10 protein-coding genes are annotated in these 12648 nt (G+C 71.4%); all 10 read left to right on the forward strand.

Annotated elements, in window-relative coordinates; translation table 11 throughout:
- Positions 1–174 precede the first annotated feature (174 nt).
- The 10 genes from QC385_RS36005 to QC385_RS36050 all read left to right on the forward strand — a co-directional run bounded on the left by QC385_RS36005 (position 175) and on the right by QC385_RS36050 (position 12397).
- Complete coding sequence (locus QC385_RS36005; protein WP_279545589.1) at positions 175–420, forward strand: hypothetical protein; 246 nt, start codon at positions 175–177, stop codon at positions 418–420.
- Positions 421–432: 12 nt separating this feature from the next.
- Positions 433–1311 carry a hypothetical protein gene (locus tag QC385_RS36010; protein WP_279545591.1) on the forward strand — a complete coding sequence of 293 codons (879 nt, stop codon included), beginning with the start codon at positions 433–435 and terminating at the stop codon, positions 1309–1311.
- 49 nt (positions 1312–1360) lie between these two features.
- On the forward strand, positions 1361–2326 hold the full coding sequence (locus QC385_RS36015) for a LysR family transcriptional regulator (protein ID WP_279545592.1): 966 nt from the start codon (positions 1361–1363) through the stop codon (positions 2324–2326).
- Positions 2327–2488: 162 nt separating this feature from the next.
- A complete protein-coding gene (locus QC385_RS36020) occupies positions 2489–3520 on the forward strand; it encodes a hypothetical protein (protein ID WP_279545593.1) in 1032 nt (343 codons plus the stop codon).
- Between the two features lie 210 nt (positions 3521–3730).
- Entirely contained in the window at positions 3731–5929 is a 2199-nt protein-coding gene (locus tag QC385_RS36025) for a glycosyltransferase (RefSeq protein WP_279545594.1), read from the forward strand.
- Positions 5926–7227: an acyltransferase family protein gene (locus QC385_RS36030; RefSeq protein ID WP_279545595.1), complete on the forward strand. Its 1302-nt coding sequence runs from the start codon at positions 5926–5928 to the stop codon at positions 7225–7227. The genes QC385_RS36025 and QC385_RS36030 overlap by 4 nt, the downstream gene beginning before the upstream one ends.
- Before the next feature lie 194 nt (positions 7228–7421).
- On the forward strand, positions 7422–8423 hold the full coding sequence (locus QC385_RS36035) for a hypothetical protein (RefSeq protein WP_279545596.1): 1002 nt from the start codon (positions 7422–7424) through the stop codon (positions 8421–8423).
- A gap of 153 nt (positions 8424–8576) precedes the next feature.
- Positions 8577–9962 carry a nitrate/nitrite transporter gene (locus QC385_RS36040; RefSeq protein WP_279545597.1) on the forward strand — a complete coding sequence of 462 codons (1386 nt, stop codon included), beginning with the start codon at positions 8577–8579 and terminating at the stop codon, positions 9960–9962.
- A gap of 116 nt (positions 9963–10078) precedes the next feature.
- On the forward strand, positions 10079–11230 hold the full coding sequence (locus QC385_RS36045; protein ID WP_279545598.1) for a uroporphyrinogen-III synthase: 1152 nt from the start codon (positions 10079–10081) through the stop codon (positions 11228–11230).
- Between the two features lie 573 nt (positions 11231–11803).
- Positions 11804–12397, forward strand: a complete 594-nt coding sequence (locus QC385_RS36050; RefSeq protein WP_279545599.1) for a CGNR zinc finger domain-containing protein — start codon at positions 11804–11806, stop codon at positions 12395–12397.
- Positions 12398–12648 lie beyond the last annotated feature (251 nt).

Below are 12648 nucleotides of genomic sequence, written 5' to 3' on the forward strand. Positions count from 1 at the left end.
TGGGTTGTAGGACGTGGCGGGGCGTGACGGGGACGTGGCGGGAAATGATCGCTGCTTGTTCTTCATACAACGATATAGAGGGTCCTTAATGGCGCATCGAAAAGATGCTCAACCGGGAAATCCTTCACTCGTTTGCCGCGCATCCGCCGAAGTGGGCCGACGGTTAGTCGGTACATGACCGAGGCGACCAGGAAAGACGGTTGGGCGGTAACGCTCGGCCCCTACACTTACATTCCCGCTCCAGCGCACTCGTCGGCCACCATCAACGGCACGCTCACCAAGGCCGGTTGCCCGGTCGCGCTCCACGTGACCGAGCCGGTTCTGCGCGATTTCATCGACACCATGAGCGTGCTGGAAAAGGATCTAGCGCGACGGTGGATCAGTGCGACGGAATGGCCCGCATTCGCGCTCGCGGAATAGTCGGGCCGCGCCATGTATGACAACAAAATCGAGGGCACCGGCCGGCACCGGGCTCCGACCCGGGATTTCGTTACTCCCCTGACGCCACCGGACCCGACCTGGGACCCGGCCGAGGAACTGGCGTTCATCCTCGAGGAGGCACTCGGGGAGCAGGAGTCGAGGATCGCCGCCCCGCGTGACGCGGCACCGTTCGCCCCCGCGGATCCGGCCCCGGGCGAGCGCATGCAGCGGCTCCAGGACATCACCGAGGAACTGCCGCCCGTGCGGGAGGTCCCCCGGCGCCACCGCAAGGTGCGGGCCCGCAGAACCCCCCGCCTGCTCCGCACCACCAGTTTCCTCATCGCCGCCCTGGCGGCCGTCATCGCCTCCGCGGTGAGTGTCCTGAGCGGCATGGTCGCCTACGACCCGCTGCGTCTGGCCGCGCTGTCCCCCGCGGAGCGCAGCCTCGGCGTCTGGTGGCCCCTGCTGGTGTACGGGCCCTGGCTGGTGGCCTCCCTGTCCGTCCTGCGGGCCGCGCTGCACCAGCGCCGCGCCGTGCACTCCTGGTGTGTGGTGCTGGTCTTCTCGTGCGTCGCCGTGCTGCTGTGTGTCGCCCAGGCGCCGAGGACCGTCCTCGGTACAGCGGCGGCTGCCCTGCCCGGGCTGGCGGCGCTCACGTGCTTCCAGCAGGTCGTCCGCCAGATCACGCTGACCCGTCCGCCCGTGCGTACTGTGCCCCGGCATCGCCTGGGGCAGGTTCCGTCGAGGGAGCTGTCCGGTGGGGATGTTCCGGCGGGCGAAGTGACGGGTGCGGGTGCCGGTGGCGGCACCGGTGCGGTTTCGGGCGGGTGTGCGGGTGAGGGCGAGGGGCCTGGGCAAGTTGGCGGGGGCGGAGGAGGTCGCCGGGGCTGATAGGTCGCCGGGGGGCCGCGCGGGCAGCCCGCCGCTGTAGGTTCACGGCATGCCCGCCCACCTCGACCCCCGACTCCTGCGTGCCTTCGTCACCGTCGCCGAGGAGCTGCACTTCACCCGTGCCGCGGTGCGCCTCCACACGGCCCAGCAGGCACTCAGCCGGGACGTGCGGCGGCTGGAGCGGGAGCTGGGTGCCGAGTTGTTCGTGCGGACCACCCGGCAGGTGATGCTCACACCGGACGGGGAGCGGCTGCTGCCGTACGCCCGCCGCGTGCTCCAGGCGCAGGAGGAACTGCTCGCCGCCTTCGACCAGGCCCGGCCCCTGCTGGTGGACCTCAACTCCCCGGGCCTGGTCACACCGCGCCGCGTGCTGCACCGGGCGCGTGAACTCGCCCCCGGGCACGAGCTGATGGCCCGTTACGAGAGCGGCCTGACCGGGGCCGCCGGGGAGTTGCTCGCGGGCCGGCTGGACGCGTCGTTCGGACGGTTCGCCGGGCTGGACCCGGCGCTGCGGTCCGGGCTCGACCACCAGCCCGTGCGGTACGAGCCGATGGCTGTCGTACTGCCCGAGGACCACCGGCTTGCCGCGCTGGCGGAGGTGCCGCTCGCCGAGCTGGCCGGCGAGACCGTCTACGCGGGCGCCGGCAATCCCCGTACGCCGGAGTGGACGGGCCTCGCGCGGCTGCTGTTCGAGGGGCGGGACATCGAGATCGCGCCACCGGCACCACTGGCCGTCGGGGACGAGGAGTTCCAGCGGGTCATGGCCCGTACGCGCACCCCGGTCCTGGCCGTCGTGGGGTTCCCGGCTCCGACGGCGACGGTGTCACGTCCTCTGGTCGATCCCGTGCCGCTTTCCCCCGTCTCGCTGGTGTGGCGCAAGGGCCTGACGCACCCCGCGCTCGACGCGCTGCGACGGGCGGCGGCGCTGCTGGCAGCGGAGGATGGGTGGCTTCGGCGGCCCGCCGGGGGGTGGGTTCCGGCCACCGATCATGTCCTCATGATGTCTCGCCACTGACACGATTCGGCACGTGGTCCGCACATATCCTCCGCGTGCGCTACATTCGACGTCTGAGCACGGTGTGGTAATGGGGGGCGCTCTGGACGGGTTGGGGACCTGGTCCGGACGACGGGTGCTCAGGTCGTACGCGCACCTGAACCATCCCGTGGGGGGAAGTGCGTGCGTGTGAAACCGTGGCGAGAAGACGCCCAACCCGAATGGCCCGAGGTCGCGCCGGCGACCGGTGAACTCCCCGCCGACGGCAGAGCCCGGGACCGGAGAGCCACGCAGGTCTTCGCCAACGGTGACCTCCAGGTTGCGGGCAGCCGCCCGCCCGCCGGGACGGAGCTGACGGAGATACTGCGCGGCATTCCCCGGCAGAGCGAGGGCGAGGCCGACTCGTTCGCGACGGCTCCCGGCACCCGGCCGGCCGTCCGCGACCCCTGGCAGGAGGACGCCGACGCGGTCGGGCAGGTCCGGGCCGGGACCCTCGCCGGGCACACTCACGACCCGCACGAGGTCACCATCCAGCTCGACGCCGTGCAACTCGGGGACGGGTTCGTGCGGCAGGTCGAGGAAGACACCGGCGCGAGCACCGCCGACCGGCCCGTCTTCGTGGACGAGTCCGGTCGCCGCAGCCGTCGCCTCCGCCGGATCGGCATAGCCATCGCCCTGGCCTGCGGGGTCTACGCCGTCGTCATCGTCGCCACGGTGCTGTCGGGCAACTCCAACGCGCCCTGGCTGCCCGTGCCGGGCCAGCAGGAGGGCCAGCCGGCCGGGCAGGTCGACACCCCGTCGCTGCCCACGGAGTCGGCACCGGCCGGCGACAAGGGCGCCACCGCCCCGGGCAGCGCGCCGACGACCGGCGAGGCCACGGCACCTGCGCCCGGCCCCAGCGCCCTCGAACCCACGGCCTCCGCGAGCCCGGGCCGTTCCGGCGCGACCGCCGGGCCCTCGCCGACGGCGACCCCGACCGCACCGGCCCCGGGGAAGGTCGTAACCGACCCGACCCCGACCGAGCCGGCGAACCCGCCGACGACGCCGGCGACCGACCCGACACCGCCGGTCGAGCCCACGCCGACCCCGACCGAGCCCACGGGCGCCGACGACGGCGACGGCACCGAAACGGTCGCCGAAGGCCCGCCCGAGACGCCGCCCGTCGCCCAGCCGCCCGCCGCCGAGCCGCCCGTCGCCGAGCCGCCCGCCGTCTAGACCCGGTCGCGAGGGCGGCGTCCGCCGCGTCCGCCCTCCAGGAGAGGTCCGGGGGGAGGGCGCTCCGGCGCCCCGGATCTCAGGCCCCGAGCTCCCGGTCCCGCTGGAGCGGCGGGAGCCGATGACGCCGCGGTGCATGCCGGCACCGTCCCCGCACCACCCCGTCCCCGCAGCACTTCATCCCCGCACCACCCCGGAGTACCACCACCCATGGCATCCCATACCCGCCGTTCCGGGCCCGCCCCCCGAGCCCGTGGCGGTTCCAGGCGCCGCCTGCCCCTGCGCCTGCTGCTGCCGCTGCTCGTCCTCGTCGCGCTGATGGCGATGCTCATGCTGCGCGGCTACGTGCACAGCGAGATCCTCGCCGACCACCGGGTCCGGCCGCCCGCCGCCACCGACCTGGTGCCGGAGAAGATCATGAACGGCGGCCCGGTCATCGACACCCGCAGCGGCCGCACCGAGAGCCTGCGCGTACCCGACCGCCGTCTGGTCCTCACCTTCGACGACGGCCCGGACCCGGTCTGGACGCCGAAGGTGCTGGACGTCCTGAGGAAGCACGACGCGCACGCCGTCTTCTTCGTCACCGGCACCATGGCCTCGCGCTACCCGGACCTGGTCCGGCGCATGGTCGAGGAAGGCCACGAGGTCGGTCTGCACACCTTCAACCACCCCGACCTGTCCTACCAGTCCAAGAAGCGCATCGACTGGGAGCTGTCCCAGAACCAGCTCGCCCTCTCAGGTGCGGCGGGCATCCGCACCTCCCTCTTCCGGCCGCCTTACTCCTCCTTCGCCGGCGCCATGGACAACAGGTCCTGGCCGGTGACCGAGTACATCGGCCGCCGCGGCTACATCACCGTCGTCAACAACACCGACAGCGAGGACTGGCGCAAGCCCGGCGTCGCCGAGATCGTCCGCCGTGCCACACCCAAGGGCGGCAAGGGCGCGATCGTCCTGATGCACGACTCCGGCGGCGACCGTCACCAGACCGTCGAGGCACTGGACCGCATGCTGCCCGACCTGCGTGAGCAGGGCTACGAGTTCCGCAACCTCACCGAGGCCCTCGACGCCCCGAGCGCGCACTCCCAGGTCACCGGCCTCGACCGGTGGAAGGGCGCGGCGTGGATCTTCCTGGTCCAGGCCTCGGAGCACCTCACCGACGGGCTGGTCGTCGGCCTCGCGATCGTCGGCACCCTCGTCATCGGCCGCTTCGTCCTGATGCTGGTGCTCTCCGGGCTGCACGCACGCCGGGTGCGCCGCCGCGGCTTCAGCTGGGGGCCGCCGATCACCGAACCGGTGTCGGTCCTGGTCCCGGCGTACAACGAGGCCAAGTGCATCGAGAGCACGGTCCGTTCCCTCGCCGCCAGTGACCACCCCATCGAGGTCCTCGTCATCGACGACGGCTCCTCCGACGGCACGGCACGGATCGTCGAGGCCATGGGGCTGCCCAACGTCCGGGTGGTCCGCCAGCTCAACGCGGGCAAGCCGGCCGCGCTCAACCGCGGTGTGGCCAACGCCCGCTACGACCTGATCGTGATGATGGACGGCGACACGGTCTTCGAACCGTCCACCGTGCGCGAACTGGTGCAGCCCTTCGGCGACCCGCGTGTGGGCGCGGTTGCGGGCAACGCCAAGGTCGGCAACAAGGACACCCTCATCGGTGCCTGGCAGCACATCGAATACGTGATGGGCTTCAACCTCGACCGCCGGATGTACGACGTCCTGCGCTGCATGCCGACGATCCCGGGCGCGGTCGGAGCCTTCCGCCGCAGCGCCCTGCAACGGGTCGGCGGCATGAGCGACGACACGCTCGCCGAGGACACCGACATCACCATGGCCCTGCACCGCGACGGCTGGCGCGTGGTCTACGCGGAGAACGCCCGTGCCTGGACCGAGGCGCCCGAGACGGTCCAGCAGCTGTGGTCCCAGCGCTACCGCTGGTCGTACGGCACCATGCAGGCCATCTGGAAACACCGCCGGGCCCTGGTGGACAAGGGCGCCTCGGGCCGCTTCGGCCGCGTGGGCCTGCCCCTGGTGTCCCTCTTCATGGTCGTGGCACCGCTGCTGGCCCCGCTGATCGACGTGTTCCTCGTCTACGGCCTCGTGTTCGGTCCGACCCAGAAGACGATCATCGCGTGGCTCGGCGTCCTGGCGATCCAGGCGGTCTGCGCGGCCTACGCCTTCCGGCTCGACCGGGAGCGCATGATCCACCTCGTCTCCCTGCCCTTGCAGCAGATCCTTTACCGACAGCTCATGTACGTCGTCCTGCTCCAGTCCTGGATCACCGCCCTCACCGGCGGCCGGCTGCGCTGGCAGAAGCTGCGGCGCACCGGTGTGGTCGGCGCGCCCGGCGGCGGCCCCGTGCCGAGCCAGCGGTCCCAGAGCAGTGCCGAGCGGAGGCCGGTGGCATGACCCACGGAAACCCGATCCCCACGTCGTCGGCGGCGTCCGGCATACCGGGGCAGCCGTCGTACGGCATCCCGCAGCAGCGCACGAAGGACCCCGCGGCCACGGGCGGAACCGCCCCCGACGCGGCGCCGCGCCAGGGCGGCGGCCGCGACCGCTACCTGGACCTGCTGCGCTCGATCGCCCTGGTCCGTGTCGTCGTGTACCACCTGTTCGGCTGGGCGTGGCTGACGGTGCTGTTCCCGTCGATGGGCGTGATGTTCGCGCTGGCGGGCTCCCTGATGGCGCGCTCGCTGAACCGCCCCGCGCTCGGGGTGGTCCGGGGCCGGATCCGCCGGCTCCTGCCCCCGCTGTGGGCGTTCAGCGTGGTGGTGCTGGCGATGATGTTCGCGGCCGGCTGGAACCCGCTGAAGGACCCGGACCACGGCGGCACCTGGGGCCTGATCGACCTGTTCAACTACGTCTTCCCCGTCGGCGCCCCGCCCTTCCCCTGGCATCTCGGCGCCAAGTCCGGCCTGCTGGAGGACACCTGGGCGGTGCAGGCGGCCGGTCCGCTGTGGTACCTGCGGGCCTACCTCTGGTTCGTCATCGCCTCCCCGCTGCTGCTGTGGGCGTTCCGCCGGGCACCGTGGCCGACGCTGCTGGCACCCCTGGGCCTCACGGCGGTCGTCGGTACGGGCCTGGTGAAGATCCACGGCGAGACGGGCAACGCCGTGACGGACTTCGCGGTGTACGGCGGCTGCTGGGTCCTGGGCTTCGCCCACCACGAGGGCCTGCTCAAGCAGATCCCCCGCTACCTGTCGATCTCCTGCGCGGCCCTGCTGATGGCGTTCGGCCTGTGGTGGGCCTCCGGCCACCTGGGCCCCGACGGCTGGGACCTGAACGACATCCCCCTGGCCCAGGCGGCCTGGTCCTTCGGCTTCGTGGTGATCCTGCTCCAGTACTCCCCGTCCTGGCGCGAACTCCCGGGCCGCCTCGCCAGGTGGGACAAGCTCGTGACCCTCTCCAACAACCGCGCCGTCACGATCTACCTCTGGCACAACCTCCTCATCATGGCCACGGTCCCGATCCTCGACCTCCTCTACGAACTGCCGTTCCTCCAGAGCGACGGCGCGGTGTCCGCCCTGGACACCACGTACACGATCTGGATGTTCTTCCTGGTCTGGCCCCTGATCGGCGCGGCGATCCTCGCGTTCGGCTGGGTCGAGGACGCCGCGGCGAAGCGGAAACCCCGGTTGTGGCCGAATAGTGCGCCTCGGGTGAGGGGTCGAGGGAGCCGGAGGCGGGCGGCACCCGGCAGCTGAGCAGGGTCGGGCACCGGAGGGGAGAACCGCGCGGTCTGGTCGGCATGTACGCGGGTCCGGGCGGGCTCTCCCTTCCCGTGTGGGGTCCGTAAGGGACAACGGCCCCCGTCTCTCCGGCCTTTACCGGTGTGGAAAACTGCCCGAGTTGCGCATGTGAACAACTGTGCCCAGTGGGTCGACGGGGGAGCGGTCGGATGAGTAAGCGGCAGACACAGAAGATGCTGCGGTTGATGGCGAGCGGAGAACCGGTCGAGCTCACCAGCCCGATGGCGTCCGTGAAGAAGCTCGCCCGGCTGGCTTTCGTCGCCCAGCAGTTCGGCTACGAGTACGCGGACGTCCGGCAGAGCACCGGCCGCAACGGTGCGCTCACCATGCTGATCCTGCCCGACCCCAGCCCGCAGGCCCGGGCCCGGGCCGCACAGAACTGGGCGCAGTACCCGGGCGCCGGCGACGGCGTGTCCCTCCCGCCGCTCGTGCCGGACGCCTTCGAGCTCCTCAAGGCCCGCATCAACTTCGACCTCACCGGCAAGAACGCCGAGAAGCGCATGGGCTACGTGGCCCTCGGCATCACCCTCGGCTGCGCGGTCCTCGCCTTCCGCGCCGGCGGTGAGGCCTTCGACTTCGTGGCGGCGGGTGTGGTGTGGCTGCTGTTCGTGGCGATCCTCGGCATCGGGCTGCTGGTCACGCGCAAGCGCAACACCAAGTTCGCCGCGCGGTTGCAGGCGGCCGGCTTCATGCCGGTGACCGATGAGAACGGGCGGCTGCGGTATCTGCCGCCCGGGGCGCAGATGCCGGGGCACGGCAATCCGTTCGGGGCAGGGCCCTACGGCGGCGGGCCGGGGGCCGGGGCGCCGGGGTATGCCGGGGCGCCGGGGCAGGCGCCCGGGGTGCCGGCCCAGCCCGGCGGTATGCACGCTCCGGCCGGGGGCGCCCCCGCGGGTTACGGACAGCAGGCGCCGGGGGCGTACGCCCAGCCAGGGCCGTACGCCCAGCAGGCGCCGGGCCACCCGTACCCCGCTCAGCCTGCTCCCGGCCCGTACCCCGCCCAGCCCGCGCCGGGCCCGTACGGAGGCCAGCCCGCGCCCGGCCCGTACGGAGGCCAGCCCGCGCCCGGCCCGTACGGTGCTCAGCCCCCCGGCCCCTACAACCAGCCGTATCCTCAGCAGAACGCGCCCGGGCAGCCCCCGCAACGCTGACACAACACCACCGAACCTCTCATCCCGCCCAAGGCCGGGGTGAGAGCAAAGTTCCCTCGCGGTCACCCGCTGGCACAGTCACGAAACGAGTCCTCCCTACCTTCGGGACCAGCACACATGGAACAACCGAGTCCCGGAGCAAGTGGAGGCGTCATGACAGGCCCTGGCACGGCACCCGCACCCCCGAGCAGGGGCGGACGCTGGATCCAGCACTGGGATCCGGAAAACGAGACCTTCTGGAAGGAGACCGGAGAGAAGGTCGCCCGCCGGAACCTCTTCTTCTCCGTCCTCTCAGAGCACATCGGCTTCTCGATCTGGACCCTGTGGTCCGTGCTGGTCCTCTTCATGGGCCCGGAGTACGGACTGACCCCGGCCGACAAGTTCATGCTGACCTCGATGGTCACGCTCGTCGGCGCCGTCGTCCGCGTCCCCTACACCTTCGCCGTAGCGATCTTCGGCGGCCGGAACTGGACGATCATCTCCGCCGGCCTCCTCCTCGTCCCGACCGTCGCCGCGTTCACCGTGATGGAGCCGGGCACCTCCTTCTCCACCTTCCTCCTCGTCGGCCTGCTGGCCGGCATCGGCGGCGGCAACTTCGCCTCCTCCATGACCAACATCAACGCCTTCTTCCCGCTGCGGAAGAAGGGCTGGGCCCTCGGCCTGAACGCGGGCGGCGGCAACATCGGCGTACCGGTGATCCAGCTGGCCGCGCTCGGGATCATCGGCGCCGGCGGCGGGCCGCGCGTGCTGCTCGGGATCTACATCCCGCTGATCCTCGTGGCCGCCGTCATGGCCGCGCTCTTCATGGACAACATCGAGAACGTCAAGAACGACACCGGTGCCGCCAAGGATGCCGCGCGGGACGCCCACACGTGGATCATGTCCTTCCTCTACATCGGCACGTTCGGGTCGTTCATCGGATACAGCTTCGCCTTCGGGCAGGTCCTCCAGAACCAGTTCGGACGCACCCCGCTGGAGGCGGCGTACGTCACCTTCATCGGTCCGCTCCTCGGCTCGCTGATCCGGCCCCTGGGCGGCTGGATGGCCGACAAGTACGGCGGCGCGAAGATCAGCCTGTGGAACTACGTCGGCATGGGCATCGCGACGGCGGTCCTGATCGGTGCCTCGATGGAGAAGTCGCTGGCGCTGTTCACGGTGGCGTTCGTGGTGCTGTTCGTGCTCAGCGGGCTCGGCAACGGCTCGACGTTCAAGATGATCCCGGGCATCTTCCAGAACAAGGCACTCGCCAAGGGACTGGAGGGCGAAGCGGCCGCTGCCTACGGGCGTCGCCTCTCCGGCGCCTCCATGGGACTCATCGGCGCGGTGGGCGCGCTCGGCGGCGTCGGCATCAACCTCGCCTTCCGCCAGTCCTTCCTCTCCTACGGCTCCGGCACCGGCGCCTTCGTCGCATTCCTCGCCTTCTACGCGGTCTGCTTCGCGGTCACCTGGGCCGTATACCTTCGCCGTACGGCTCCCCGGGTACCCGCCACGACGGCGACCTCGGAGGCGGAGCCGCAGCTCAGCTACGCCAGGGTGTGACGTAACACCGTCGTCATCAAGCCGATCCGAGCCTGTCACGAGCCGTTGACAGGCTCGATCGGCATGTAGGTACGCCGTACCCATCAGTACGACGACTCGAGTGCGGGACGAGAGCCATGTACGAGGAAGAACAGCGACCGGACCACGGGCCCCTGGCGGGTTTCACCGTGGGTGTGACGGCCGCGCGCCGGGCCGACGAGCTGGGCACGCTGCTCCAGCGGCGCGGTGCAGCCGTCATGCACGCCCCTGCCCTGCGGATCGTGCAGCTCGCCGACGACAGCGAGTTGCTGGGCGCGACGAAAGAGCTCATCCGACAGGTGCCGGACATCGTGGTCGCCACGACCGCGATCGGTTTCCGAGGCTGGGTGGAGGCCGCCGACGGCTGGGGGCTCGGCGACGATCTGCTGGCACGGCTCGGCGGCGCACGCATCCTGGCGCGCGGCCCCAAGGTGAAGGGCGCGGTCCGGGCCGCCGGGCTGACGGAGGAGTGGTCGCCGTCGTCGGAGTCCATGGCGGAGGTGCTCGACCGGCTGCTGGAGGAGGGCGTCGACGGGCAGCGGATCGCGATCCAGCTGCACGGTGAGCCGCTGCCCGGGTTCGTGGAGGCGCTGCGGGAGGGCGGGGCCGAGGTCGTGGGCGTGCCCGTCTACCGGTGGATGCCGCCGGAGGACATCGCCCCGGTGGACCGCCTCCTGGACGCCGCGGTCTCCCGGGGCGTGGACGCGCTGACCTTCACCAGCGCCCCGGCCGCGGCCTCCCTGCTCTCCCGGGCGGAAGAGCGCGGGATGCTCCCCGACGTACTGGAGGCCATGAGCCACGACGTACTGCCGGCCTGCGTCGGCCCGGTCACCGCCCTGCCGCTGCAATCCCGCGGCCTTGACACGATCCAGCCCGAACGCTTCCGGCTCGGCCCCCTCGTCCAGCTCCTCTGCAAGGAACTGCCCGGCCGGGCACGCGCGCTGCCGATCGCCGGGCACCGGGTGGAGATCCGCGGGCACGCGGTCCTGGTGGACGGTGACCTCAAGCCGGTACCGCCCGCCGGCATGTCCCTCCTGCGTGCCCTCTCCCGCCGCCCCGGCTGGGTGGTCGCCCGCGCGGAACTCCTCCGAGCCCTGCCCGGCTCCGGCCGCGACGAACACGCGGTCGAAACGGCCATGGCCCGCCTCCGCACGGCCCTCGGCACGCCGAAACTGATCCAGACGGTGGTCAAACGGGGCTACCGCCTCGCCCTGGACCCGGCAGCGGACACGAAGTACGCGGACGCGTGACCGGGTCCATGACGTGCGCGGAGGCCTGACCGTGTCCGCTACGTGCGCGGAGGCCTGACCGTGTCCGCTACGTGCGCGGAGGCCTGACCGTGTCCGCTACGTGCGCGGAGGCCTGACCGTGTCCGCTACGTGCGCGGGGGAGTGGCCGCGTCCGTGACGTGTGCGGGGGTGTGGCCGCGTCCGTGACGTGTGCGGGTGTGTGGCCGCGTCCATGGCGGGCGCGGGGGTGTGACCGCGTCCGCGACCTATGCGGACGCGTGTCCCCGCCCGCGACCTACGCGGACGCGTGACAGCGCCCGCGACCTACGCGGACGCGTACCCCCGCCCGCGAGTTGAGCGAAATACCGCCACGCTGACGCCCCCCCCTCGCACGACCGGGGCCGCTAGGCGTGGCGTGTGCGCCGTGACCGGAACCCGTGCCCGGGCGAGGCCGCCTCTCATCACCGGCCCGTGCGAGGGGTTTCCGGCGTCGCAGTGGGCAGGCACTGTAAGAGGGAACGGTTTCCCAGCCCTCTCACTGGCACCCCACCGAACCCCTCGCGACCGGGGTGCACCCTAGGCGGTGACAGGCACATGGCACTGGGTACGGCCACGGCCCCGTACGAGCTGCGGTTCGACGCCGGGCGGATCTGCCTCGATCTGCTCTCCACCACGCACCCGGAGGAACGGCTGGACTCCGTGGACGTGCTGCGCGCCTGGATCACCGGCTCCGGCCTCGTCCCGGCGGACACCGCCCTGGCCCACGCCGACGCCACCTGGCCTGCGGCCTTCCGCGAACTGCGCGGTCAGATCGACCGGTTGGTGCGCGGCTGGCCGGGACCCGGAGCCCCGGCCTACGACTTCGCGCTGGCGCGCGTCAACGACCTCGCGCGTCCCGCGCCCCCCGCCCCGCGTGCCGTCCGCGGCTCGGACGGCGAGCTCGTACGGCAGTTGGACGGCCCGCCCGGCTGCCCCGCCCTGCTCGCGGCCGTCGCCCGGGACGCCGTGGACCTCCTGACCGACCCCGTCGCGCGCGCTGCCCTGCGCCAGTGCGAGGGCGACAACTGCCCGATCGTGTACCTCGACACGTCCCGGGGACGCAGGAGGCGCTGGTGCTCCAGCGAGGTCTGCGGAAACCGCGAACGGGTCGCCCGGCATCGCCGCCGCGCGGCACTCACCCGGGCTTAAGTCCCTTTTGCCCCTCACGACAAGGCCGTTGGGTGGTCGCTACATTCAATTTCCCTGTCCTAAATGCAACTTCTGTGGATGCACTGTCGAAGTGATTTCGATTACACGTCGTTTACCTACGCACCCGTAGGGAAAGCCTGGCTTGATCTGGTCGATGTGGCGGAAATGTAAAGACCGCGGGGTGGGAATGTGCTCCCATGTCCCCCTCGTCACGTCACTTCGAAGAAATCTGTCACGTCTCTTTGAACACC

Origin of the sequence: Streptomyces sp. DH10, from assembly GCF_029813805.1 — a bacterium.
Classification (GTDB): Bacteria; Actinomycetota; Actinomycetes; order Streptomycetales; family Streptomycetaceae; genus Streptomyces; species Streptomyces coeruleofuscus.